The 25,586-nt window shown below is 44.4% G+C and carries 19 protein-coding genes; 6 read left to right on the plus strand and 13 right to left on the minus strand.

The window, feature by feature from the left end:
• Window positions 1–1,103: methyl-accepting chemotaxis protein (locus tag DLM76_RS05145; RefSeq protein WP_147455779.1), on the minus strand; the 1,103-nt coding region annotated here is incomplete at its 3' end.
• Window positions 1,104–1,499: 396 nt separating this feature from the next.
• On the opposite strand from DLM76_RS05145, the gene DLM76_RS05155 reads away from it, so the two are divergent.
• Entirely contained in the window at window positions 1,500–1,949 is a 450-nt protein-coding gene (locus DLM76_RS05155) for an OsmC family protein (RefSeq protein ID WP_118964577.1), read from the plus strand.
• Between the two features lie 32 nt (window positions 1,950–1,981).
• Here the strand turns inward: DLM76_RS05155 and DLM76_RS05160 are convergent, their stop codons facing one another.
• From DLM76_RS05160 to DLM76_RS05170, 3 genes are all read right to left on the minus strand, one after another.
• Window positions 1,982–5,149 carry a SpoIIE family protein phosphatase gene (locus DLM76_RS05160; protein WP_118964578.1) on the minus strand — a complete coding sequence of 1,056 codons (3,168 nt, stop codon included), beginning with the start codon at window positions 5,147–5,149 and terminating at the stop codon, window positions 1,982–1,984.
• 197 nt (window positions 5,150–5,346) lie between these two features.
• Window positions 5,347–6,807 (minus strand): NAD-dependent succinate-semialdehyde dehydrogenase, encoded by a 1,461-nt coding sequence (locus tag DLM76_RS05165; RefSeq protein WP_118964579.1) that lies wholly within the window; start codon window positions 6,805–6,807, stop codon window positions 5,347–5,349.
• A 104-nt stretch (window positions 6,808–6,911) separates the two neighbouring features.
• Window positions 6,912–8,732, minus strand: coding sequence for a GMC family oxidoreductase (locus DLM76_RS05170; RefSeq protein ID WP_118964580.1), 1,821 nt, complete (start codon window positions 8,730–8,732; stop codon window positions 6,912–6,914).
• Between the two features lie 119 nt (window positions 8,733–8,851).
• On the opposite strand from DLM76_RS05170, the gene DLM76_RS05175 reads away from it, so the two are divergent.
• From DLM76_RS05175 to DLM76_RS05190, 4 genes are all read left to right on the plus strand, one after another.
• Window positions 8,852–10,285 carry a flavin-containing monooxygenase gene (locus DLM76_RS05175; RefSeq protein WP_118954582.1) on the plus strand — a complete coding sequence of 478 codons (1,434 nt, stop codon included), beginning with the start codon at window positions 8,852–8,854 and terminating at the stop codon, window positions 10,283–10,285.
• Entirely contained in the window at window positions 10,266–11,303 is a 1,038-nt protein-coding gene (locus tag DLM76_RS05180) for an alpha/beta hydrolase (protein ID WP_118964581.1), read from the plus strand. The genes DLM76_RS05175 and DLM76_RS05180 overlap by 20 nt, the downstream gene beginning before the upstream one ends.
• 105 nt (window positions 11,304–11,408) lie before the next feature.
• Window positions 11,409–12,737, plus strand: coding sequence for an alkaline phosphatase D family protein (locus tag DLM76_RS05185; RefSeq protein WP_118964934.1), 1,329 nt, complete (start codon window positions 11,409–11,411; stop codon window positions 12,735–12,737).
• A gap of 5 nt (window positions 12,738–12,742) precedes the next feature.
• Window positions 12,743–13,567 (plus strand): alpha/beta hydrolase, encoded by an 825-nt coding sequence (locus tag DLM76_RS05190; RefSeq protein ID WP_174714641.1) that lies wholly within the window; start codon window positions 12,743–12,745, stop codon window positions 13,565–13,567.
• Between the two features lie 7 nt (window positions 13,568–13,574).
• On the opposite strand, the gene mtnP is transcribed toward DLM76_RS05190, so the two are convergent.
• The 7 genes from mtnP to folE all read right to left on the minus strand — a co-directional run bounded on the left by mtnP (window position 13,575) and on the right by folE (window position 22,011).
• Window positions 13,575–14,438, minus strand: coding sequence for an S-methyl-5'-thioadenosine phosphorylase (gene mtnP, locus DLM76_RS05195; protein WP_118954580.1), 864 nt, complete (start codon window positions 14,436–14,438; stop codon window positions 13,575–13,577).
• A gap of 95 nt (window positions 14,439–14,533) precedes the next feature.
• On the minus strand, window positions 14,534–16,102 hold the full coding sequence (locus DLM76_RS05200; protein WP_118964582.1) for a methyl-accepting chemotaxis protein: 1,569 nt from the start codon (window positions 16,100–16,102) through the stop codon (window positions 14,534–14,536).
• 135 nt (window positions 16,103–16,237) lie between these two features.
• Window positions 16,238–17,350 (minus strand): poly(ethylene terephthalate) hydrolase family protein, encoded by a 1,113-nt coding sequence (locus DLM76_RS05205; protein ID WP_118964936.1) that lies wholly within the window; start codon window positions 17,348–17,350, stop codon window positions 16,238–16,240.
• A gap of 99 nt (window positions 17,351–17,449) precedes the next feature.
• On the minus strand, window positions 17,450–18,286 hold the full coding sequence (locus DLM76_RS05210; protein WP_118964583.1) for a bifunctional helix-turn-helix domain-containing protein/methylated-DNA--[protein]-cysteine S-methyltransferase: 837 nt from the start codon (window positions 18,284–18,286) through the stop codon (window positions 17,450–17,452).
• 170 nt (window positions 18,287–18,456) lie between these two features.
• Window positions 18,457–19,230: a cobalamin-binding protein gene (locus DLM76_RS05215; RefSeq protein WP_118954577.1), complete on the minus strand. Its 774-nt coding sequence runs from the start codon at window positions 19,228–19,230 to the stop codon at window positions 18,457–18,459.
• An 11-nt stretch (window positions 19,231–19,241) separates the two neighbouring features.
• The gene (acs, locus tag DLM76_RS05220) at window positions 19,242–21,206 is read right to left on the minus strand and encodes an acetate--CoA ligase (RefSeq protein WP_118964584.1); all 1,965 of its coding nucleotides are present in this window, start codon (window positions 21,204–21,206) and stop codon (window positions 19,242–19,244) included.
• 253 nt (window positions 21,207–21,459) lie between these two features.
• Window positions 21,460–22,011 (minus strand): GTP cyclohydrolase I FolE, encoded by a 552-nt coding sequence (folE, locus tag DLM76_RS05225; RefSeq protein ID WP_118964585.1) that lies wholly within the window; start codon window positions 22,009–22,011, stop codon window positions 21,460–21,462.
• Window positions 22,012–22,197: 186 nt separating this feature from the next.
• Here folE and DLM76_RS05235 point away from each other — a divergent pair, with 186 nt between their 5' ends.
• Window positions 22,198–23,460, plus strand: coding sequence for a glycosyltransferase family 4 protein (locus DLM76_RS05235; RefSeq protein WP_118964587.1), 1,263 nt, complete (start codon window positions 22,198–22,200; stop codon window positions 23,458–23,460).
• A gap of 82 nt (window positions 23,461–23,542) precedes the next feature.
• Here the strand turns inward: DLM76_RS05235 and DLM76_RS05240 are convergent, their stop codons facing one another.
• A complete protein-coding gene (locus DLM76_RS05240) occupies window positions 23,543–23,731 on the minus strand; it encodes a DUF1289 domain-containing protein (RefSeq protein ID WP_118954572.1) in 189 nt (62 codons plus the stop codon).
• Window positions 23,732–23,736: 5 nt separating this feature from the next.
• On the minus strand, window positions 23,737–25,524 hold the full coding sequence (locus DLM76_RS05245) for a cation:proton antiporter domain-containing protein (RefSeq protein WP_118954571.1): 1,788 nt from the start codon (window positions 25,522–25,524) through the stop codon (window positions 23,737–23,739).
• Window positions 25,525–25,586: the final 62 nt, after the last annotated feature.

Consider the following 25,586-nt stretch of genomic DNA (forward strand, 5'->3'; position numbering starts at 1 on the left):
TTCAAAGAAAGAAGATTCGTTCGATCCGCAACCTCCGACATGATCCGATTCACTTCTCCCACGCTCCGGAAAGAATCCCCTAAAGAAGATAACGATTTGGCAAGTTCTTCCACAAAACCCGTCACCATCGAACCGGATTTACGAACCTTATCCATACTTTGATCCAAGGTTTCGTTAAACTGCGAAATTCTTTCGATGATCGATTTTAGATTACTGCTATGTCCGATCAAACTTTCAATATTGCTAAATTGATTTTTTACGTTATCGGAAGAATTCTCCGTTTGCGATTGAAATTCCTCCATTGTCGAGCTGATCTCCTCGAAGGAAGACGCGTGATCCGAAACCAATGTAGAAAAATCGTTCATAAAGTTCTTTAAGTTTAAGGAAGATTCTTTAAGTGCGCGAGCGGATTCTCTCATTTTATCGCTTCTTTCGGCGATCAATCTATGAGAGTCTTCCAATTCTTTTTGTCTAAATTCGGAGTTTTCTCGAAGTCGCATAAACAGTTTCACGAGAATTCTCACGATAAACGTGCAGGCAAAGATGAACAGAATCTTGGTGATTTGTTCGGAGAATGCCGCGTGCCCTAAAGAATTGGCAAGTTTCGGTTCCTCGGTAAGAACCAAACCGTATTGTGTGGCCGTATAAACGACGACAATATGCGCGAGCGCGGACGAGGACCCGACCACAAGAATAAAGTTAGGCGCAAGCAGCAAACCGGCATAGATGATGTAAAGATAACTGATTCCGTACAATACGGAACTTTTAACCATTCCCGACGTATAATCGGGGCTATCCATCGCTGCGCCGAACATCGCGCAAAATAGAGCGCCGACGTCCGCCAAAATAAACACCTTACTTAAGGTATGGGAAAGAGTTCCGGTGGTCTTAATTTTATAAAGACTATAAAAGAAATACAGAAGCATCGTCGTAGTTCCGCTCAGATACAAAGTGTTCTGAACTACGTTGCTCCGGTTCCAACCGATCGCGATCGAAGAATAATACAGCAGAATTAATCCGAGCCGAATCCAGTTGATGTAAGAGGGACCAGAGGCAATGATTTCCTCGTCCGTTTTTCGTGAGGATTCTTTCTTGGATGTCATGGTACTAATGACGAGAATTTACTTCGAAAAATCAATGGTTTTTCTAAAATGGAAATTTATAATTTACAAATTCGGATTTACAATTCGGAAGAACGTTAAGCGGCTTGTATTCTTATAACTTGCCGTTCCGAAAATCGAATTTTAGGAAACATTGATTCACTTTTCTCGAATGTTTTCCGCAGAGTCGCGGTCGCTCTTAAACGATTGCATATTCCGAATGCGTTCATTATAAGATTCCACCCCATTAGGGACGGTTTTTTTTGTTCATTCGATCCGCATTTTGATCGGGCTTCATTCATTTTGCCGCATTCATTTTTTTTAACCTGCGTCGAATAAGAAATTTCTTTTTGAATTCGATCTGATTCAATAGGACTTTTATAATTAGAGGGAATGATCATGTCTGAACATAAAATTGGCTTATATTGGAAAAAAGGACCCGAAGAATTCAAATATGACTCGTATGACCGAACACATTCGATTCAATACGACGGCGGTCAGAAGTTATTCGGATCTTCCACTCTGGAAACCTACGGGAAAGCGGAACATACCAATCCGGAAGAATTGTTGGCGTCTTCCGTTTGTAGCTGTCATTTTTTAACCTTTCTTGCGGTCGCGGCAAAGAGCAGATATGTCGTGTCCGAATATCAAGACCATGCGGTCGCCACATTGGAAAAGAACGCGGAAGGTAAGATGGTCGTAACGAAAATCGATCTTTATCCAAAGATAACATTCGAAGGCGAGAAGATCCCCGATTCGGAGGCATTAGCCGATCTTCACGCGAAATCTCATCGGAATTGTTTTATTTCGAATTCGATCAAATCGGAAGTCACGATCCATCCTCAGTGAAGGAGGATGAACGACGGATATTAAGGCCGAACTTATTCGGTTTCGGCCATCGTATGCGAATACTTTCTGAGCACTTCCTGAATCTTTAAAATCACTTCGTGGTGCGGATCCACCGAAAGCGCGATCTCCACCATTTCCATCGCTCGTTTATAATTCTTTAATGCGATGTAAATTTGCGCTAGATTCACGAGATTTTTCATGTGAGTCGGTTCTCTCAGTTTCAATCGTTCTCCGAAATCCAACGCCTTCTGAAGACTTCCGGCTTTGCGTGCGGCCGTAGAAGCGATATATAGAATTTCCTTATCAACCGGTTTTAAGTTCAAGTAATCTTCCGCGTAGAGAGCCGCGTTTCTGTAGTCCTTCTTTTTCAAAAAAAGACTTACGAATAACTTTTTGACTTCGGGAACTTGGTTGTTCAAAGATTCGGCTTGTTCGAGATAGGAAATCGCTTCTTCGATTTCTTTGTTGCCCGCGCCTTCCTTCGCTTTTTTGAGAAGTTCCCTAATTTGTTCCCTCTCGTGAGCTTGTGCGATTTTCGACTGGGTTAGATTTTCCTTAAATGAAACTCGAACCAAAGAAAGGTCGTCCGTTAAACTTCCTTGTTTTCGAATACCGTCGTAAATCGATTGAAGTTCTCCGTTGGCCTCTTCTACCTTTCTCAAGAATAATTTTTCGTCGTCGTTGATGATTCTTCCACCCTCGCGATCGGTTCCGATCAACAGATCGTCTCGTCCGTCCGAACCCGCGATGATGATATCACCCGGTTCCATTTGGAAGGTTTTGATAAAGACGCTTCCTTCCATACCGGTCGTTCCGAGTTTTCGGAACATCAGATCGTCTTCGATAAAACTTGCGATTCCGTCCCGATACAACACGGTCCAAGGGTGTTCCGCGTTGATAAAGTAAAGAAGTCCCGCTTCATCATCCACAACGCCTAACACGAGTGAGACGAGCATAGACCCGTCGAAACTTTCAAAGACCTTGTGTAATTCTAAAAATGCGTTTTTCAACCAGCGTTCGGGAGATTGTTCCTTCATCGTGGCGGCCATTTTCGTTCTTTCGATGATCGATTCAAAAACGGCCCCGAGTACGAGCGCCCCGCCCGCACCTTGCATGGATTTTCCCATCGCGTCCGCGTTTAAGAAAACGGTATAATATCGATCCTGCAGTTCGATTCCGTTGGAGATATTGATGTCCCCTCCGATCTCGTCGTTGAATCTTCTAAAAGAGAACTTCTTTTTTTGTTCGATCAGAAAATCCACTTTTACGTTTTCCTGACGAGCCTTGTTCGAACCGAGAGGTTTGATCAAAAGAGAAGTTAAGAAATAATCTCCGTCCTGTTGTTGTTTCAATTCCTGAACTTCTTCGAGAGTTTGCTGAAGTTCTTTGGTTCTTTCTTTTACCTTCTCTTCCAGTTCTTCCGCGTATTGCTGCAGACGTTTTCTCGCGGCTTGAATCGACCTCGCCATTCTGTTAAACGAACGGGCGATAAATCCGATCTCGTCCTCGACTTTCACTTGAAGACGGTATTCTAAGTTGCCGGAATTCGCTTCCCTCAAACCGATCACGACGTCTTCCAATGGATTGAGAAGCGCGCCTTGAAAGAAAAAGCGGAAACCGAAAAGAACTAAAACCAAAATGCAAAGCGCGGATATATAAAGAATCTTTCCCGTCGAATGGAGATATTCGCGGAGCGATTCGTATCGAAACCCGACTTCGTATATTTTGGAACCGGCCTCGGAAACGTAAAAATAAGAGATATAGTGCTTAGGAACATGGCCGCCTAACTCGTATATGCGTTCGCCTTTGTACGTTCTTTCATCCTGTTTTCTTATCTGAGTCAGGAGCGTTTGAAAGATCTGATCTCTTTTCGCTGAATCGGTCACGTTCGAATTCAAAGCGGCCTTTTTAAGTTCCTTCAAATACGCGTCGATTCCCGGAACATTCGATTGAAATAACTTCTCCAGTGCGACCGGGTCGTTTTTTTCCTTCGCAGGAAGATGAAAGTATTTATTTCTAAGTACAACCAGTTTCTTTTCCAAGTCGTCGAAAAAAGACTCCAGATCCTTTCCCGAAAGGTTTTTCGAATCCTTTTTCGAGGAAAGATATTCCCTCACGCCGGCTTTGTAGGCTTCAAATCCGGGAGGAGAATTTTTTAAAATGGAATCCGATCTTTCAATCAATTCTTCGTTTCCAAGAACCGGAAGTTCGAAAAGGGTATGTGCAATTTTAAAAAAACGGAATTCTCGCAAAACCGATTCGTTCGGCTGAAGTGAATTTTTGATCGAACTGGATTTCGCGGAATCTGATTCCGAATCGTATTCGAAAACGTATTCGATGTCTTTTGAAACTTCCAAACCGGATACGGATAAGCGGACCTCTTTTCGTTTGATCAGATCGTAGGATTCTTCGTATTTATTGAAGATGAACAAACTGACGATTTGTAAAATTAAGAAGAAAGTCGCGAGCGTGATTCCGGTAATTCTGGAAAGGATCGAAGTCTTTTCACTCGTATAGTTGATATAACCCACGAGAATTACGAACAACCCGATCACGAGAGAAATATCCAATACGGTTTGATATAATTCTCTCGAAACCGCCCCGTCGCGGCTCATCGCATTCAAAATTCCGGGGAAAAGAGTGACTAACGTCAAAGGAATGAGAATGATACCCGTGATGATTCTTTCCTTACCTTTGAGCTTAACCATTCTCCAGACGCCGATCCCCATGAAGATGAAGGTATAAAGAATGATGACCGCCGAATAAATCTTATAAAAGTAATTGATCTGAAAGTCCCAGTAATGCCCCGAAAAGTAGAACACTCTTTTGGCGGGAAAGGATTCATACAAATACCAAGCGCAAATGAAGAGAACTCCTGCTAACGCGATGGAAAAAAGCGGTACCACGATCTTTCTGGAAACCGGTTCCGGATAGTGAAGAAAGAACATGATCAAAAATAGAAATCCGAAAAACGGGGAAGGAATTACGATCCATCGATGAAACACGGACCAAGGTCCGTAAAAAGGAAATCCCACCATGTAACCGAGATGAAATATCCCGAGACAAAGCAAACCGATGCTGATATACATCGTGCCGGATGCCTTTTCCTGGATGGAGAAGAAAAAGAAGGTTGTGAACCCGATAAAGAGGACTCCGATCAACGAAGCCAATGAAAAGTAATTTAAATAAATCAGATCCATAAGACAGGCACTCTAAAAACCGCTTAAAATTATTATCGTCAAGCAAAAAGGAAATTTGAGCTCGTATATCGTACGTTATACATTACAAATCATCAAAAACTTCTGTACAAGAACGAAAGTTCGAATAGAAATCATCGAAATCGAATGTTGCTCTGCATAAAGAGATATCACACAAACGAACTGTGATTGTTTGCTACTCAAAAACCACCGATACAGACATATTTGACGTTAAGATATTCATGAATTCCGTATTTTGATCCTTCTCTACCGAAACCCGATTCCTTAACTCCTCCGAAAGGAACTTGTTCGCTGGAAATCAACCCTTCGTTGATCCCCAACATTCCCGATTCGATCCGTTCGGAGAGAAGACGAATCTTTTTGTAATCGGTCGAATACGCGTATGCAGCTAACCCGGAAGGTGTAGAATTCGCGATTTGGATCGCTTCTTCTACGGAATCGAAACGATAAATCGGCGCTATGGGACCGAAAATCTCTTCCCGCATCGAAAGGGAATCTTCGCTCACATCGGAAATAACCGTTGGAGAGAAAAATAATTTGCCCGGTTCGATTCTTTTCCCGCCTAGCAGCAGTTTTGCGCCGGTCGTCTTTGCATTTTCAACGTGATGTTCCATTTTAAGAACCGCCGCTTCGTTGATGAGCGGTCCCACGTTTACGTCCTTTTCCAACCCGTTGCCGGTCTTTAATTGTAATACCGCTTCTGAAAACAAACTTATAAACTCGTTATAAATTCCTTTCTGAACCAGAAATCGATTCGCACAAACGCAGGTTTGACCCGAGTTTCTAAATTTGGAAAGAATCGCACCTTTCACCGCAGCTTCTAAATCCGCATCGTCGAAAATCAGAAACGGGGCGTTCCCTCCTAATTCGAGGGATAAACGTTTCAAAGTTTTGGAACTTCTTTCCATGATCAACTTTCCCACTCGAGTGGATCCGGTAAAACTGATCTTCTTCACATCGGGATGATCGATTAAAGTGTTCGCGATTTCTTCGGGATAACCCGTGAGGACTTGAAAGACACCTTCCGGAATTCCCGCTTCTTGCGCAAGTGCTGCTAAAGCTAAAGCGGAGAATGGCGTGAGTTCCGAAGGTTTGCTGATCACCGTACAACCCGCGGCCAAGGCCGCCGCTGCTTTGCGCGTAATCATCGAAGAAGGAAAATTCCAAGGCGTTAAAATCCCGCAAACTCCCACGGGAAGTTTTAAGACTTCGATCTTCGTATCTTTTCTATGACTGGGAATGATATCGCCGTACGTTCGCTTCGCTTCTTCGGCAAACCATTCCAAAAAGGAAGAAGCGTAATCGATTTCACCTCTGGATTCGTTCAGAGGTTTTCCCTGTTCCAGAGTCATGAGAAGCGCGAGGTCTTCGCGATTCTTTTTCATCTTATCGGCCCAGTTCCGAATGAGAACCGCACGTTCTTTGGCGGGTCTCGCGGACCAATCGGAAAACGCTTCCTTGGAAGTATCGATCGCTTCCAACGTTTCCTTTTGTCCCAAAGCAGGAACGGCGCCTAACACTTCTAAGCTGGCTGGATTTTGAACCTGAATTTTCAGATCCGGATTTCCCTCGTTCCAAGAACCGCGCCAATACGCTTCCTGTTTGAATAATTCTTGTCTATGCAGAAATTCTAAACTCAAAATCGGACCTCGTCCTCATCTTCGTTCTGAAAACGAGGAAATGAAAGAAGAATATACCGTGCATTCGAAATTTTTTGAAACGAACTCACGATCCTCGAATTCGGTTATTTGCGAATCTTGCTTCCTTTCACTCCGTTTGAATTCCGTTTTTGTTTGACCGTCGCCTTCGATTTAGAACTTGGATCGGACTTCGACGCCGTTTGCTTTTTCGAACCGGACTTCTTTTCGCGAGTACCGAGAATCGAAGAGATTCCGAATTCTTTCTCGAAACGATATTCGATCGGTTGAAATCCTTCTTTCGGAGGAATCAAGGACATCGCTCGTTCGGTGATCGCCGTAATCGAAAGACTCGGATTGACTCCGAGATTGACGGTGATCATCGAGCTGTCGCAGATTCTCAGATTTTGATAACCGAAGACCCTGTTTTGAAAATCGATCACTCCTTCCTTTTCGGAATCTCCCATAACGCAACCGCCCATGATATGCCCCGTAATCGGAGCGTTTAACAGAACGTCGTTGATCGAACTTCTAGGAACTCCTCCGGTTTTTCGGGCGATCTTTCGTGCGGTGTCGTTCGCGATCGGAATGTAAGAAGGCGTTTTTTCTCCTTCGGTCAAAGCCGAACTCATCGTCTTTTCAAACGGCCAAGCGAATCGTCTGGTTCGAACCAAACGAATCTTGTTATCCAACGTCTGCATCACCAAAAGAATCAAGGACCGTTTTGCAAAACCGAAAGGCCACGAAGCTTGAAAAAAATACAACGGATTGGTAAATAAGGTAAGAAAGTATTTGAGTGGCCTCGGAAATTTTCCGCCTCCATCGGTAAGTACGGATGCGATCGTTCCGAAAAAATCCGAACCCTTCGGATATCGAACCGGTTCCATGTGAGTATGTTCATCCGGATGAATGGAAGAAGTGATCGCAACCCCGTTGGAATAATCCACGTCCTTCTTAAAATTAGTAATCGCTAATACGGTTTCGCTATTCGTACGAACGCTGTCGCCTAAGACAGCCGAAACCCTCGGCATCTTTCCCTTTTGTTTCATTTTCAGAAGCAAACCGACCGTTCCCATAACGGCCGCGGAAAGAATTACGTTTTTTGCATAGAATGTCTTTTTCGGAAACCCGAAAAGACCGGTCGTAGATCGGGTTTGAATTTGATATCCGAATTCTCCCGTGGCTGCTGGGTCGGGAACGCCGGATTCGTTCAGAGGTATCAGAGAAACGACTTTAGTTTCCGGAAAAATTTTAGTCCCCATCCTTTCGGCAAAATAAAGATAATTCTTATCAAGCGTATTCTTTGAATTGAATCTGCATCCGACCATACAACCGCCGCAGTGATTGCAAGTCACACGGTCCGGACCCTCCCCCAAGAAATACGGATCTTTCGTAAGTTTTCCCGGCTTTTCTCCAAAAAAAACTCCGACGGGCGTTGGACGGAATGTTTCCCCTCTTCCCATCTCTTCCGCGATTTCCTTTAAAATAAAATCGGATTCGTAGAGCTGGGGATTTTGGGTAACACCTAACATGCGTGATGCGACCGAATAAAACGGAAGCATTCCGGACTTTCCTCCCATTTTTTTAAAAGCCGGAGAATCGAGAACCTTATCGCCCGGAACATAAAGAGTATTCGCATATACTAAACTTCCGCCGCCGACTCCCGCGCCGCTAACAAGAAAGAAATCCTTCAAAAGATTCAAACGTTGAATTCCGTAAAAACCGATGCGGGGCATCCAAAGATATTTGTTAAGCGACCAGTTTGATTTCGGAAAATCCTCGGATCTCCATCGCTTTCCCGATTCAATCACGGCAACGGAATAACCTTTCTGACTCAAACGCATCGCCGATACGCTTCCACCGAAACCGCTGCCTACGTTCACATAATCGAAATCATAGTGAACATTTGTTCTCTTTTTCTGTTCCATAAGGATTCATTCCTATTTCCGTGAAATATAAATTCAAAACATTTTTTAATTGACTATGTTATAATTTAAAAGCTGTATCATAATTCCTAACGTATCATCGATAAAAACAGGAGAAGGATATGTCTTCATTGCCGAGTGTTTGTGTGATCGGGGCGGGTTCAAGCGGCATCGCCGTTTGCAAGGCCCTCAAAGAGAAAGGGATTCCGTTCGATTGTTACGAAGCAGGAAGCGAAGTAGGAGGCAACTGGAGATTCAACAACGATAACAAGATGAGTAACATCTACAAGTCTCTGCACATCAATACGCATCGTGATCGTATGGAATACAGAGATTATCCGATGCCCCGCACGTATCCCGATTATCCTGGTCATCAAAAAATTCTGGAATACTTTATCGATTACGTGAATCATTTCGGATTTCGTAAGAACATTCACTTCAAAACGCCCGTTGTTCACGTCGAACGTCAAGAAGACGGAACTTGGTTGGTTCAAACCGGTGACGGTAAACAAAAATACTACGACGCGCTCGTAGTATCGAACGGCCATCACTGGTCGCAACGATGGCCCAATCCTCCATTCCCCGGCAAGTTTACCGGAAAGATCATTCATTCGCATTCTTACGTTGATCCCGATAATCCGATTAAATTAACCGGAAAACGAGTCGTCGTTCTCGGTATGGGAAATAGTGCGATGGATATCACTGTGGAGCTTTGTCGTCCCGGCGTCGCAGCGAAGGTTTTCTTAGCGGCGAGAAGAGGCGCTTATATTATTCCGAATTACCTTTTCGGAAAACCGCTCGACAAGTCCACCGAACTGATTCCGGTTCACACACCGTTCTGGTTGAAGAGTTTTATCATGGGTCTCGTATTACGTTTCGGAGTAGGAAACGTGCAGGACTTCGGTTTACAAAAACCGGATCACAAACCGGGAGCGGCCCATCCTACGATCTCACAGGATATTCTCGTTCGATTGGGAAGAGGAGACGTGACTCCGAAACCGAATATCGAATCGTATAACGGCAATAAGGTGCGATTCGTCGACGGAAGCGAAGAGGAAGTCGACGCAGTCATTTATTGCACAGGCTACGACGTGAAGTTTCCTTTCTTCGACGAAAATTTTCTTTCCGCAAAGGACAACCACCTTCCGCTCTTTCACAGAATGATAAAACCGGAATACAACAATCTTTTCTTTGTCGGTTTGTATCAACCTCTGGGGGCGATTATGCCTCTCGCGGAGTTCCAAGGAAAATGGATTTCCGAATATTTAACCGGAAACTACGAACTTCCTTCCTCGGAGGAAATGAATCGATCCATCGAAAAATACGAATCGAAAATGAAGAAACGTTATGTGGCATCAACAAGGCACACGATGCAGGTGGACTTTGAGGACTTCTTATACGATATGAAATCGGAATTGAAACAAGGAACCAAACGCGCTTCCAAAAACGGAAACAAACTTTCGGTAGAAGCGATCGCACAGCACAAATCCACATTCAAGAACGGAGTTTCGTCGAACGGATTCAAAAAGAAAACTCGTGCTCTCGCGAAAGTTTGAACGATTCCTTTTAAAGTGGATTCTCCGTTTACCGGAAAACTTTCTTCGGAAAATTTCCGGCGGAACGACTACCAAACGGGGAAGAATTCTCGACGCGAAAATTCAAATCGGACTTTTTCTCGCTCGTATTAAACCGAAGATCGAAACCCTTGCTCCGAAAGAAGCAAGGATCTTCTTTAAAAATTCCATGTTCCTCTTTGATCTGGAACCGGACCTCGGAATTCAAATTGAGAATCTCCTAATTCCGGTCGAGGACGGAAATATCCAAGCTCGATTGTATCGATCGAATTCATCCATCGAAACAACACCGGCGATCGTTTATTTTCACGGAGGCGGTTTTGTTATCGGCGACTTAGAAACGCACGATCCGCCGTTGCGTTATATCGCTAAGAGTTCCGGAGTTACCGTAATCGCGGTCGATTATCGTTTAGGACCGGAGCATAAATTCCCAACGGCGGTCGAAGATGCCTTTGTCGCTTATCAATGGATCCTGAAAAACGCAAAGACGTTGAGAATTCTCCCTAAAAAAATCGCGGTCGGCGGCGACAGTGCGGGAGGAAACTTAGCCGCAAACGTTTGCATTCTTTCTAAAAAGAAAAAAATACGATCCCCGTTCTTTCAACTTTTGATTTATCCGTATTTGGATCTTTTTCGAATGAGCAAAAGCAGATATGAATTCGGAAAAGGGTACGCGTTAACCAACGACCTATTGGACTTTTTCAACGCGCATTATCTTCATTCTCCTCGGGAGGGAAAAGAAATCGCAGCTTCTCCGATTCTTCATAAAAAGATTTCGGACTTTCCACGCACGTTCGTGCAGTTAGCGGGTTTCGATCCTCTGCAAGACGAAGCGATCGAGTTTATCGAAGCGTTAAAAAAGGTCAAAGTCCCGGTTGAATTTCAGATGTATGAAACATTGGTTCACGGATATTTCAACTTTGCCGGGTTAATCCCCGACGCAAAGAAAGCCCTCGACGGCGCTGTTTTGTTAATTCGAAAGGGATTCGGGATCAAATAAAAGCGGATTCTTTTTGAAGCAGAATCGTTTTTCATTTTATACAAACTTTATCTTGAATTTTTAAGCGTTTCAACCAGGGTAATGGATTCAATGGCTATTCCGTTTATGAAATTCCGAATTCTTAAAAACCCATCCATTCTACTTTCTTTTTTGATCGTTTCCGTTTTTCCTTTGAGCGGGGAACCCGCAAACATCGTTTCCGGACCGATGCTCGGGTATTCCACTCTCAAAGAGGTTCTTGTTTGGGTGCAGATGGATCGAAAATCCATCGTAACATTAGAATATTCTGAAATTGGAAATCCCAAAAACAAATTCATATCCGAAGAAATCCATACGAATGCGAAAACGGGTTTTATCGCAAAGTTGATCGCGGATAAGGTTACTCCCGGTAAAAAGTATCATTACAATTTACTCGTAGACGGAAAACGAATCGAAGCAAAACATCCGCAAACGTTTCAAGCTCAATCGTTTTTTGCGGCCGGACAAGATCCTCCTTCTTTTTCCTTTGCGCTGGGAAGTTGCGCCTATGTCAACGAAACCGAATACGATGTTCCGGGCAAACCTTACGGCGGGGAATATTTTATCTATAACTCCATCCTTTCAAAAAAGCCGGATTTTATGCTTTGGCTTGGAGATAATATCTATCTTCGGGAAACGGACTGGGATTCAAGAAGCGGATTCTTTCATCGGTATCGACATCAGCGCGGAATTTCGGAACTCGCGCCGTTCTTCGCGTCCGTTCATCAGTATGCGATCTGGGACGATCACGATTACGGCCCGAACGACGGCGATTCTTCCTTTTGGATGAAAGATACTGCGGAAGAGATGTTCAAGCTTCATTGGGGAAATCCAAATTATGCCAAAGAAGGGACTTACGGTTCCTTTACTTGGGGAGACGTTCAGTTTTTTCTTTTGGATGACCGAACGTTTAGAACGGCTAACAGCAATAAGGTGATCGGTCCGCGACAGATTCTGGGGGAAAAACAATTTCAATGGCTCGTAAATTCTTTGGCTTTTTCGAAAGCCGCATTCAAGTTTGTCGCGATCGGAGGACAGTTTCTCAATCCGAACGCGGTTTACGAAAACTACGCGACGTATCCCGAAGAACGGAATAAAATTCTTTCCGCGATTCGCGATTTGAAAGTAAAGAATCTGATTTTTTTGACGGGCGACCGCCATCATACCGAACTCAATCTTCTTAAGGAAGAAGGAGCGGAACCGATCTACGATTTTACCGTTTCGCCTTTGACTTCGGGTTATTATTCTCCGATCACCGAAAAGAATTCTTTACGCGTGGAAGGGACGCTCGTGGATCGAAGAAACTTCGGGATGATTTCTGTCTCCGGAAAACGGGGAGAAAGAAAACTTACATTACAAATCTTTGATGCAATGGGTAAAGAAGTCTGGAAGAAGGAAATTCCTCCGAGTCCGTGAGCAGTATGAAAACTTCCATGAATCTGATTTTCTTATTTTTATTCGGTTTTATCCTTTTCGTTTTGTTTCTGATTTGGTGGAATCAGGACAAGCTCGTCTTTTTTCCGGAAAAACTCCCGGACGATTTTACGTTTCATTTTCCGGAGGCGTCTCAAGAAATCAAACTTCAAACACCGGACGGCGAAACGAGTTACGCCCTTTACTTCGAGGCAAAAAAGAACGACTCCCAAAAAACGATCTTATTCTTTCATGGAAATGCGGGGAGTCTACGCACTTGGGGCGGAATCTACGAAGACTTTCTTCCTTTAGGATGGAATATTCTCGTAACGGATTATCGGGGATACGGGAAAAATACCGGAACGATTTCGGAATCCTCGATGAACGAAGACGCCGAACTTTGGCTGCGTTATCTTCTCGAAGAACGGAAGATCCCACGGACTTCGCTTATCATTTACGGACGTTCGATCGGGACGGGCGTAGCCTGCGACCTTGTCTCCAAAAATCCGGATCTTCCTTTGTTTCTGGAAACCCCGTTTACGGACTTGCCTTCTCTTGCAAAAAACTATTATCCGTTTTTAAAACCTTGGATGCTGCGGTTCCAATTTAAGAATTTGAAAAAATTGGAATCGGTTCGATCCAAGATTCGGATCTTTCACGGAACCGAAGACGAAATCATTCCGTATTCGAACTCGGAAATTATATTCAAAAAGTTGAAAGAACAAAATCGGGATGTTTTGTTATATACGATTCCGGAAGGCTCGCACAACGACCTGACCGTATTTCCGGAATATCACCAGGCCTTGAAAAAAAGCCTGGATGAAATTCGGTAAATCTCGATCAGAAATATTCGGGGAAAAGAACCTTCAATTTTTTAACGGTTTCCGGATTTCTTTTTTCGGGAGCGGTGATGAGAGAATACTTAGTGCTGTTTTTCAAAGTCAGATCGTCTCCGTTTCCGATCACGTGAATGAGTTCCGCTAAAAGTTTTTTTGCGGTTTCCGCGTTCTTGCTTAAGTTCGCAATCACCATTTCAACGGTAACGGATTCTTCCCCTTCTCTCCAGCAATCGTAATCGGTGGACATGCAGATCATCTGATATGCGATCTCCGCTTCACGCGCGAGTTTCGCTTCGGGAAGAACGGTCATGTTGATGATGTCCGCTCCCCAAGAACGATACAAATGCGATTCCGCTTTTGTGGAGAACAACGGCCCTTCCATACAAACGAGAGTTTTGCCCGTATGAATTTCCAATCCGATCTTCTTTGCGGTTTGTTCGATTCGTTTGCCGAGGTTGTGCGAAAACGGTTCCGCAAAAGGGGCATGAGCGACGACTCCGTTTCCGAAATACGTCGAGTTTCTAAAACGAGTGCGGTCGATGATCTGAGAAGGTAGAACGAAGTCGAGAGGCTTGATTTCTTCTCTTAAGCTTCCCACGGAACTGAATGCGACGATTTCTTCCACGCCGAGTTGTTTGAGCGCGCAGATGTTCGCGTGATTCGGAACCTCCGGAGGAGAAAGAAAATGTCCGATTCCGTGTCTTGGTAAGAATGCGATGAGTTTTCCTTTGTATTTACCGATCTTGATTTTATCGGAAGGTTTTCCCCAGGGAGTATCGGGATAAACTTCTTCGATCAACTCCATTCCATCCAGGCTATAGAGTCCCGTTCCACCTATGATCGCCGCTTTAACATTATGAGACATGAGTCCGTTCTCCTAAAGAAAGTGTAATTTCTTCAAGGACAGTTTCGGAAAACGGACCTAAATTGTAAATCGGAAGTGATTCAAACGAAACGGATTTAGACCACGCTCAAAGCCTTCAAATCTCTGGATTGCGTTTTGATCTGAAGAACTCCATCCTGAATCTTGCCGGATTCCTGCGTGATTTCGTTTACTTCTTTTTCCAATTCGAGCATCGCCTTCATCATTTCTTTCTGACCGGTCATCTGCTCTTCCGTGGAATAATAAAGTTCGTCCGATAATCTCTTTACCTTTTCGAGATTTCGAACGAAGTTTTGAACGATCTCCGTTCCTTGTCCGTAGAGAATATTCATCTCTTCAATCTTGGAAGCGGTAACGTTGATCTTGACGCTTTGGCTTTCGGTAAGATGTCCCGTGTCCATGGAAGCTCGGTTTGCATCCTTGATAAAATCGAGAGATTCTTCGACGACCTTGGAGATCATCTTTGCGTTGTTCGCGGTGAACTCGGCGAGCTTGGAAACTTCTTGAGCGACCACGGCAAATCCTCGTCCGGCGGCGCCCGCACGAGCGGCTTCGATCGAAGCATTCAACGATAGAAGATTCGTTTTATCCGCGATCTCTCCGAGAATCCGGTTGATCTCGTCGACTCGCTGAAACGAGTTCGAGATGTTCTTCAAGAAATCGCTCGTCTTGTCCACGGATTCCTTCACGAAATCCATCTCCGCTTTACTTTCTTTCGCGATCGTATCGAGGCCTTTGGAGTGTTCCGAAATTTTCGCGATCAATTCCAAAAGAAGCTGAGAATTCCGGTTGAGTTCGATCAAGTTCTCGTTTTGAATTCGGATCGAATCGGCATTGTTTTCGGAAGCCTTCGCCAAAGACGCGATCACGGCATTCACTTCCTCCAGCGAGGCGGCTTGCGATTCCATCTTCGCACTGGTCAAACTCGTAAACTCGGAGAAATTACTCACGGAAACTTCCAAGGTTTCCGCGGAAGTATGAATGACTTTTCTGTTATTCTCCAGCTTGGTAAGAAATTCGCGATTCTCCTTAAAATAGGAAGAAGCCTCTTTATACAAATTATCAAAAAGATTCATCAATCGATACAGGATGAAACTTACGCTCGACATGAAGATGATCTTCGTGATTTCCGCGCTGAGTTTTACATAACCCGGGGTCATGTTGATCGTGTTGTCTTCGGAAAACTTTAACCCATGAAGAACCGAGTTCGTCAAACCGATCGAATACCCGATGGAACAAAAAAGACCGACGATGATCACGAAATTCGGACGTCCCAGTAAACCGGAATAAGCGATGATAAAATAATATACGGAATAGAGAATCGCGTTTTTCAGAACGGGGGCGACGATTTCCGCCGAAACCATTCCGTCTAAAAGGATCGTGGCGCTCAGTAAAAGAGAATCGAATATAATGAATATCTTATGAAAGATCGGATATATGTTGAACTTTTTGTAGATAATAAAACCTACGATCGTGTAGACGAACATAAACGCGGCCGCGGAAGAATGGATGATTCGAATCGTGGGGTGAAGCGCTTTTAAACTCGAAGCCAAGGAAAGAAGCATCATAATCATAATTCCCATTCTGGAATAATATGTGAGCGCTTCTCCTTTCTTACGAATGGATTCAATGGACTGCTTGGACATAGACCAAACGTGTACAGAATTTGATTAAAGTAAATGAAAACTGGATTCTAACTTCGAAATGAAATCACCGTATTATAAAAGGACAAATTCATATTTTATCTGAATGAACTTCTGACATCGTTTCGAAATTTAGATTTACAATCTAGGATTGTTTGAGCTCGAAAATGGTTGGTAAAAGAAACTTTCTGGGTGCAACGGAGCCGGTGCATCCGTCACTGTCATCGTTTTGACTGCCCGTCCGTCAGGATAAACGCCCATATTCTTTTGATTCGTTGAACCGTTCCCCAAGGCTATGTCCTTTGCCGCGGCTGAACCTGTATAAGTATATGTAGCAAGTGCATCGAGTTGTCTCCAAACTCCATAATAATCAAGAACGTCTAACGCACCTAACCCGATGATCGTATTTTTGATCGGAGTATAATGATCCGCATCAAGAACGGTTCCGTTGTACGTTTCGGAATAAACGATTTCAAAGTCCTTTTCGGCGGTCGCGATTCCGATTTGATTGAAGATGTCGATCGCCATTCGATTGTCGACGACGCTGTCGTTATCGTAAATTTGTACGATCATTTTTGTCGCATTCGTAAACTGAGCGAGCTGTGCGTTCGTGATCGAAAAAGAATACCAGGGCGCGAGAAGAAATACGAACGAGCCGTTCCCACCCCATCCTTTTTGAACGATTCCCTGATGCGCCAAATACGGAGTCGCTCCTCCTCCGTAGGAATGACCCATATAACCGACTCGAGTCGTGTCGATTATATTAGAAAATTGTGAAACGGCATAATTGATTCCGTCCAACATATATTTATAATTTTCTGTGGGAGGTCTTGTGTCGGATATATAAATCGGAAACACGACGACGTAGCCTTTTGATACGTAGAAATCGATCAGCGGAAAGTACGCTTCCGCAGAAGGAGCGCTAAAGCCGTGCATTAAAAATAGAACCGGGGCTTTAGCGGATAGATCGGACGGATAATAGACGCAAACGTTTCGGGGAGCGCTCGGATTCGGCAGAGCGGTAACGGAAACAGTACGAGTGCCTCTCGCCCCAAACCCTTGCGAAATGGGCGGAATCGGTCCGCTTCGAGAAACAGGAGTGATCGCACACGTATCGATCAAATATGGATAGCTCAATATCAGAAGGATTTCCATCCAAGAATCGAGAGCGTCTTTCTTCGGCTTCTCGTTAAAATCGACTTTGCAAAACGTAAAAATAAGAATGAGAAACGCAACGAACAAACGATTCATAAAAAGTCCTAAGGGCAATCGGTCTTGAATCAAAGATTTCGCGATTCTTATCCTTTGTCCAAAACTATATCCGAACCGTTTCGATAGAATTTTAAAAATTTAAGAGCGAAGGTTCGTTTGACTCGCCTCCCAGCCGATCATCGCCATTTTCCGTTCGGAACCCCAGCGGTATTCTCCGATTCCTCCCGTGCTTTTAATCACGCGATGACAAGGTATCAAATAACCGATCGGATTTTTACCGATCGCGGTTCCTACCGCCCGAGAAGCGCTTTCCTGACCGATCGATTCGGCGATGTCCGCATACGAAACCAAGTTCCCTTCCGGAATTTTTAAGAGGGCTTCCCATACCTTGATCTGAAAATCCGTTCCTTTCAGATGAAGGCGGATTTTTTCCTTTTCGGGTAATGCCTGATCGAAAAATCGCACGACCCGATCCTGATTTTCGTCGGTTTGTTCCGTAAGATCGGCTTGTTTCCATTGTTCTTTCAGCTCGGAAACTATTTCCCTCTTTGGAATATCATAAAAATATAAATTACAAATTCCTTTTTCCGTGGAGGCAACGACGTAATTTCCGAAAGAGCTTTTCTGAAAGCTGTAACGGATTTGAAGTTTTTCTCCGCCGTTCTTGAATTCTCCCGGGGTCATCCCTTCTATCTTTACGAATAAATCGTGCAACCGGCTTGTACCGGATAAACCGGTTTCAAATGCGGCGTCGAACAAAGTGGATTGCGGTTTGGAAAGAATCGACTTCGCGTTTTGCAAAGTCAGATATTGCAGAAATTGTTTCGGACTCACTCCGGCCCATTCGGTGAATAATCTTTGAAAGTGGAACGGGCTTAAGTTGACGGACTTTGCGATTTCATCCAATTCCGGTTGAGAAGTCGCATGCTTTTGAATAAACTGGATTGCGTTCGCGATTTTTTCGTAGTGATCCATAAACCTAATCGTATTCCAAGTCTTCTATTTTAAAAACCCGATCCTTGCTGTTTTCGGATTTTTTAGGAAGAATTTTATAATCCGTTTTGTCTTTGATTGTTCCGTAAGAGCGAATCCGTATGAGTTCGAATATCGCTCCGTTAAGCAAAATAAATCGCCGTTTAAAAAAATTAAGAATGGATCAGCTTTACCAATTGATCGATTCCTTCTTCAAAAAGAGCCGGTCCCGGTTGAAGTATGATCGAAGGATCAAGTTCATACACTTTCCGATGGATGATCGCATTGGTAGCTTGCCATTCGGGATGATTTTGAACCCATTCAAAGTTCATCGGTTTACCGCACCAAGATCCGATATATACGTCGGGATTAGACGCAGCCACGGCATCGGCTGTGATGATTCTATCCTTTGCTAAAGACTTTGTTTGGAGTTCGGCGAAACAATCCTTGCCGCCCGCGATTTCAATGAGTTCGCTTACCCAGGAAATTCCGGTGATGATCGGTTCGTCCCATTCCTGGAAAAATACGTTCGGTCGATTTTCCGATTTGTTTTCGTTTTTGATTCTTTCCAACTTCGATTTCCAACCGTCGACCAAGGTTTGTGTTTCTCTTCCCTTTCCGACGATCGAGCCGAACAACAGCATTGTATCTAATATTTCGTCTAACGTTCTTTGATTGGTTATAAGAACGTTGAGGCCTTCGGCGATCAGATCTTTCGCGAGGTTCGCCTGTATATCCGAAAACCCGACGACAAGATCGGGATGAAGATCCTTAATTCGTTTCACATTTCCGTTGATAAACGCGGAAACTTTCGGTTTTTCCTCTTTAGCTCGAAGAGGTCGAACCGTATACGCTGAAATTCCAACGATGCGATCTTCTTCTCCGAGCATATAAAGAAGCTCGGTCGTTTCTTCCGTGAGACAAATGATTCTTTGAGGACCGATCAGACGTTTTACCTTCAGCTGTGAAATTTCTTTTTGTCTTCGATCAGCTTCTGAACTACGGACGGATCGGCAAGAGTCGAAGTATCACCGAGGCCTTCGAATTCTCCCGAAGCGATCTTTCTCAAAATTCTCCGCATAATTTTTCCGGAACGCGTTTTCGGAAGTCCAGGCGCCCAGTGAATCACATCCGGTCTTGCGATCTTGCCGATCATCTTTTCGACCGTTGCGATCAGATCTTTTTTCAAAGCGTCGTTGGTCGTAACTCCTTCCTTCACCGTTACGTATGCGTAAATTCCCTGACCCTTGATGTCGTGCGGAAATCCCACAACCGCGGCTTCGGCGACGGACTTGTTTTCGACAAGTGCGCTTTCGACTTCCGCGCTTCCGATTCTATGACCGGATACGTTGATCACGTCGTCCACGCGTCCCGTGATCCAATAATAACCGTCCTTATCTCGGCGCGCTCCGTCTCCGGTAAAATAATATCCTTTGAATTGGGAGAAATACGTTTCAAAGAATCGTTTCGGATCTCCGTAAACTCCGCGCATCATCGAAGGCCACGGCCCTTTGATACAAAGATTGCCTGAGACTTCTCCCTTTCCGGTAATTTCGATTCCATCGTTGTCGACGAGCACGGGTTGAACTCCGAAAAAAGGCAAGGTCGCCGAACCCGGTTTCTGCGGAATCGCGCCGGGCAACGCGGTAATCATGATCGATCCCGTTTCCGTTTGCCACCAAGTATCTACGATCGGACATTTTCCTTTTCCGATATTTTTGAAATACCATTCCCAAGCTTCGGGGTTGATCGGTTCTCCAACCGATCCCAAAAGACGCAAAGAACTCAGATTTCTTTTTTGAATCGGCTCCAGTCCTTCTCTCATCAAAGCGCGGATCGCGGTCGGAGCCGTATAAAAAATATTCACACCGTATTTATCGATGACGTCCCAAAATCTTCCCGCATCGGGGTAGGAAGGTACGCCTTCAAACATAACGGAAGAAGCCCCGTTGGAAAGAGGACCATACACCAGATACGAATGCCCCGTGACCCAACCGATGTCTGCGGTACACCAATACGTGTCTTCCGGCTTGATATCGAATACGTAATGAAACGTTAGATTCGCTCCGAGAAGATAACCTCCCGTCGTGTGCAGAACTCCTTTCGGTTTTCCCGTGGAACCGGAAGTGTAAAGAATAAACAAAGGGTCTTCCGCATCCATCGGTTCCGGTTTGCAATACGCGGGAAGTTCGGGATCGTTCATCAAAAAATGATACCAGTAATCCTGACCGTCCTTCCAAGTCAGACCGGATTCGTTTCCGGTGCGTCGAACTACGATCACCGTCTTTACGTTTTCTTTGGATTTCTCCAAAGCGAGGTCCACGTTCTTTTTAAGTTCTACGGGTTTTCCTCCGCGATAACCTCCGTCTGCCGTGATGATCAACTTCGGTTTACAATCGTCGATTCTGCTTTGCAACGCTTCGGGGGAAAATCCTCCGAATACTACCGAGTGAATCGCACCGATCCGAGTACATGCAAGAATCGTAATAGCCAATTCGGGAATCATCGGAAGATAAACGAGAACCCGATCTCCCTTTTTTACTCCGTAATTTTTCAGAACGTTTGCGAGACGATTCGTTTCGCGATAAACGTCGTAATACGTAAGGACTCTGGATTCGGAAGGATTATCTCCTTCCCAGATGAGTGCGGCTTTGTTTTTGAGAGGGGTCTCGATATGACGATCTAAACAGTTGTAGGAAACGTTCAGTTTTCCGCCTTTAAACCATTCTACTTTTGCGTTTTTAAAATCATGACTGAGAACCTTGGTCCACTTTTTAAACCAAGTCAATCGGTTGGCTTCTCTTGCCCAAAACTTGTTGGGATTTTCGATGGATTCTTTATAAAGTTTTTTATAGTCTTTGAGAGATATATTCGTGTTCTTTTTAAATTCTGCGGATGGCGGAACCACTCTTTCTTTTGCCATGACTTCCTCCGGATTCGGTAAAGAATGTTTCTTTTTTTTTCTCTGTCTACCAAATTGCGGAAAAGAGGAAGGGAAATGGATTTCTGCATTTCACAGAAATTGAAATGAGCGCGAGGGTTACAACCTACGTTTGCATTCTATTGAGTCGCGATTCAGTTTATATTGATATCTAAGGACTTCGTGCTTCGCCTTCGCTCTTCACGAGTCCTCAATCTCGCGTTCGGAGCAACACCGTTGCTCCTCGGCGCTGCGATTAGGTGGAACCGGTGCGGATGAGATCTAAGAATTCGGAGCGAGTCACCATATTTTCTTTGAACGCTCCCAACATGCAGGAAGTGAAAAGTTCCGAGTTCTGTTTTTCAACTCCGCGCATCATCATACAAAGATGTTTCGCTTTGATGACGACGGCGACTCCTTGCGGTTCGAGAACGTCTTGAATCGCGTATGCGATCTGTTCGGTGAGACGTTCCTGAACTTGAAGTCTTCTGGCAAACACGTCCACGATTCTGGGAATTTTACTGATCCCGATGATCTTTTTATTGGGAAGATAAGCGACATGAGCTCTTCCGTAAAAAGGTAAAAGATGATGTTCGCAAAGAGAATACATTTCGATGTCGCGCACGAGAACCATACCGTCGGTGGGTTCTTCAAAGATGGCGCCGTTGACGATCTTAGTGATGTCCGCGCGATAACCGGACGTCAGAAAATCGTACGCTTTTTTTACGCGTTTCGGAGTATCGAGAAGACCTTCCCTATTCGGATCTTCTCCGATCGATTTTAGAATGTTTACGATGTTATCTTCCAAGTTAAACTCTCTTCATTCAATTTCCCGTTTTTCACCGGGAGTCTTTCATTAGATTCCTTTCGGAGAATTTCGGTATTCTTTTTTTCGAATCTCGGATCTATTCCCATTCTCGAAAGTGGCTTCGGAATCATCCATCGGATTTTCATTTTCTTGCAGATTTCCAACGCACGTGAATCCTGTCCGATCATGGGAATCCGAAAAAAAGAAGGAACAAACAACGCCAATTTGGCGATCGGATTGGATGCCCGGATGATCGCACATTCCGGAATCGGGATGAGAATCCGGGGCCTACTAAAACATCTCGGACCCGCTGCGGTGAAGGAAAATCTGGAGATCTATTTATTTGGGGACGTAACAACGATTCGCAACGAAGGAATTCCCTGCCATGAGGTTTCGAGTTTGTCCGACTTGGATGAGAATTCCAAGGCAACCCGAATCGCAACCGACGTCGCAAAATCGAATTCGAATCAAACACAAAAAAATTCAGGGGCTTCTTCGAAAGCGAAAGAGTTTTCGTATCCGGTCGTATCGTATTCTACCCCGATTTATTCTCTGAAGGAGTTTCTCGGTCATCCTCTTATGGGGAGAATGGATCTTCTGGACATTCCTCACTTCAACGCGCCTTTGCCGTATTTGAAAAAATCGATCGTAACGATTCACGATATCATTCCGTTTCGGATGAAAGAGTTTCATTCCGGTTTTGCAAAACGCGTTTATATGCAGGTGGTATTTCGCTTATTGAAATTCTTTGCAAAAAAGATCGTCTCGGTCTCCGAATACACAGCTCAAGATTTGGAATCCGTTTTTCATTTTCAGAAACGGGAAATCCGTGTGATTCACAACGGGATCGACGAGTCTGTATTTTATCCGGCTTCCGCATCCGAAAAGAAATCCTTCCTCAAAAAATATAAACTCAAAGAAGGATATCTTCTCAGCGTTGGAATCGGCAAAGGTCATAAGAATTTGAATTTCGTTGCGAACGTTCTAAAACCTTTGTGGGATTCCAAACTTCTGAAAACCAAATGGGTGTTAGGCGGAGCTTCCGGAAAAATTCCGGATTATCTGCAAAACGACGTTGATGGTTACGAAGAATTCATTCTTCCCATGGAACGTTTGTCTTTGGACGAACTTCGTTGTCTGTATTCCTGTGCTGGGCTTTTGATTTTTCCCTCCAAATACGAAGGGTTCGGCTTTCCTCCGTTGGAAGCGCAAGCCTGTGGCTGTCCGGTCGTTTCTTCAAACGCTACCGTTTTGCCGGAGATATTGCAGGAAAGCGTTTCGTATTTTTCCCCCGGTCAACCGCGGGAACTCGAAATTCTTCTGAAGGAATTTTTAAAAGGTCGGAACTACGGCAAAACTTGGATTACGAAAGGCAAAAAGAATGCCGAACGATTCTCGTGGAAGAAGGCCGCGGACGAAACATTAAAGATTTATAAAGAACTTCTTTGACGTGCGGTTGGAGTTCCTACATTTGTTCCGACAAACCGATTCAGCCGAATTCTGCTTGCAAAAAGAATCAATATTCCTCGCCTTAGCGAAGCTGTTTTTTCTTAGAGAGAATTTCTTCTTTGCGTGCTTTGAGTTTTAAATAGAGATCGTCCCTTTCCGCATCGGAATAACGCGTCCAATTTCCGATCTCTTCGATGGTTCTGAAACATCCTTCGCAAAATCCGGTTTCAAAATCCATCGTGCAAATTTTATTACAAGGCGAACGAACCAAAATTCTTACTTCCCTTTCACTTTAGACTTGGAAGTCGCCTTTTTCCCAACTGGTTTTTTCTTTTTGGATTCGGTCGATGAGATCGCTTGAATCACGGATTTTTCGACTCCGTTCTTTGTATGATCCACGATCGTTTTCATTTCTTTAAATAAGGACATACCGCTGATTCTACCCGGAACGATCACGTGAGCCGCGCCGCTTTCCACTAAAACTTCGGCCTCTTGCACGTCGTCCGTGGTAAGAATGATCGACGGTTGCGTATGATGACAAATCGCCTTGAGAGATTCCAAAAGTCTTCTGTTGGTTGTCCCTTTCAGAATCATATCGGAAATCGTGCAAATCACATAACGTGCGTCTTCGATTCCCAAGTGATGCAGAGTTTCCGGGTTCGCAAGATCTCCGTATGCCCAGCGAATTCCTTTCGCTTCCAAAGATTGACGGAACACTGGATTGAAGTCCACGATAAGAATTCGATTCAGCCATTCCGGTTTCTCTCGTTCGATTCCTTCCAAAAGTCCCTGCGCGATTCTAAAATAACCGAGAATGACGATGTCCCGTTTCGGTTGTCCCGTAATATCCGACTCGGTCCGATCCTCTTCTTCCTTTTCTTTGAGTCCGACGATCGCCAACATCTTCAAAATGAATCGAGAGATCGGATCGTTAAAAAGAATGATATACGTCGAAACGACGGAAGCAAGAATCATCGAAGTTAAAACGGTGGATTCCAATTCTTTGCTGATATGTCCGTAGCCCATTCCCAACGCGAGAATGACCAGAGAGAACTCGCTGATCTGAGCAAGATTCAAGCCGGTTACGATTCCCGCGCGTAAACCCTTGCCGGAAAAATAAACCGGAGTCGCGACCGTGATCACTCTGCTGAAAACGACGAAGACGACCGCAATCAATGAAATCGTAATGATCTGAAGAGAAGGAATCGGGATCTTCATACCCAAGGCAACGAAGAACAAAGTGATAAAGAAGTCTCTAATTCCGGAAAGTTTTGCGATGACGTCCGCACCGTATGGAAACGCGGCGATGCTGACTCCGGCGATCAAAGCCCCCATTTCTTTGGAAAGCCCCGCGCGCTCCGCGAGCCCGCAGAGTAAAAAACACCACGCGATCGAAGTAATCAGGATCAACTCCGGTTTGGAAGCCGCCGCTTGAAACAATCTGGATAAAAAGAATCTACTGATCAAGAACGCGACGCAGATAAGAACCAGACCGATTCCGAGCGATCCCGCAATCTTGAGAATCTGCGGGTCTTGTAAGTTCGGTTGAACTCCCATAAAGATGATGGCCCAAATATCCTGAAGAACCAAAACCCCGATCGTAAGCCGGCCCGCGATCGTACTCACTTCGAATTTATCATGAAGAAGTTTGACGACGATCATCGTGGAACTGATGGCGAGCGCGATCGCAAAGTATAAAAGATCGAACTTTCCCGCCGAACCCGCGAGAATTCCTTTAAAGAACAAAAGACCGAATAATACACAAAAGACGAATTGGCTGATTCCGAGAATGAACATGGATTTTCCCATGCGAGCCAATTCTTTGAGGTCGATTTCAAGACCGATGATGAACAACAAAAGAATCAAACCGATCTCCGAGATCAACTCGATGCTCTCTTCGTTGACCACAAGACCGAAGCCCAAATTCGGTCCGAGCAAAAGTCCCCCGGCCACATAACCCAGAATCAACGGTTGTTTCGTAACTCTGGCAATGTGAGAAAAGAATGTAGCGAAAATGATGCTCAACGCTATATCGTTTAAGAGAGAAAGGGAATGATGCTCCATTAACGGGTATCCTACGGCTGATTTCTTTGTGTTTACTTCTAGTTTCGGAAACAATCTCTCGA

It is taken from the genome of Leptospira yasudae (assembly GCF_003545925.1).
Lineage (GTDB): Bacteria > Spirochaetota > Leptospiria > Leptospirales > Leptospiraceae > Leptospira > Leptospira yasudae.

Excerpts from the sequence above, each read along its gene's own strand:
- DLM76_RS05200 (WP_118964582.1), bottom strand. The coding sequence starts at position 16,102 with ATGTCCAAGCAGTCCATTGAATCCATTCGTAAGAAAGGAGAAGCGCTC.
- DLM76_RS05170 (WP_118964580.1), bottom strand. The coding sequence starts at position 8,732 with ATGGAACAGAAAAAGAGAACAAATGTTCACTATGATTTCGATTATGTG.
- DLM76_RS05210 (WP_118964583.1), bottom strand. The coding sequence starts at position 18,286 with ATGGATCACTACGAAAAAATCGCGAACGCAATCCAGTTTATTCAAAAG.
- DLM76_RS05155 (WP_118964577.1), top strand. The coding sequence starts at position 1,500 with ATGTCTGAACATAAAATTGGCTTATATTGGAAAAAAGGACCCGAAGAA.
- DLM76_RS05245 (WP_118954571.1), bottom strand. The coding sequence starts at position 25,524 with ATGGAGCATCATTCCCTTTCTCTCTTAAACGATATAGCGTTGAGCATC.
- acs (WP_118964584.1), bottom strand. The coding sequence starts at position 21,206 with ATGGCAAAAGAAAGAGTGGTTCCGCCATCCGCAGAATTTAAAAAGAAC.
- DLM76_RS05190 (WP_174714641.1), top strand. The coding sequence starts at position 12,743 with ATGAAAACTTCCATGAATCTGATTTTCTTATTTTTATTCGGTTTTATC.
- mtnP (WP_118954580.1), bottom strand. The coding sequence starts at position 14,438 with ATGTCTCATAATGTTAAAGCGGCGATCATAGGTGGAACGGGACTCTAT.
- DLM76_RS05205 (WP_118964936.1), bottom strand. The coding sequence starts at position 17,350 with ATGAATCGTTTGTTCGTTGCGTTTCTCATTCTTATTTTTACGTTTTGC.
- DLM76_RS05235 (WP_118964587.1), top strand. The coding sequence starts at position 22,198 with ATGGGAATCCGAAAAAAAGAAGGAACAAACAACGCCAATTTGGCGATC.
- DLM76_RS05185 (WP_118964934.1), top strand. The coding sequence starts at position 11,409 with ATGAAATTCCGAATTCTTAAAAACCCATCCATTCTACTTTCTTTTTTG.
- DLM76_RS05160 (WP_118964578.1), bottom strand. The coding sequence starts at position 5,149 with ATGGATCTGATTTATTTAAATTACTTTTCATTGGCTTCGTTGATCGGA.
- DLM76_RS05175 (WP_118954582.1), top strand. The coding sequence starts at position 8,852 with ATGTCTTCATTGCCGAGTGTTTGTGTGATCGGGGCGGGTTCAAGCGGC.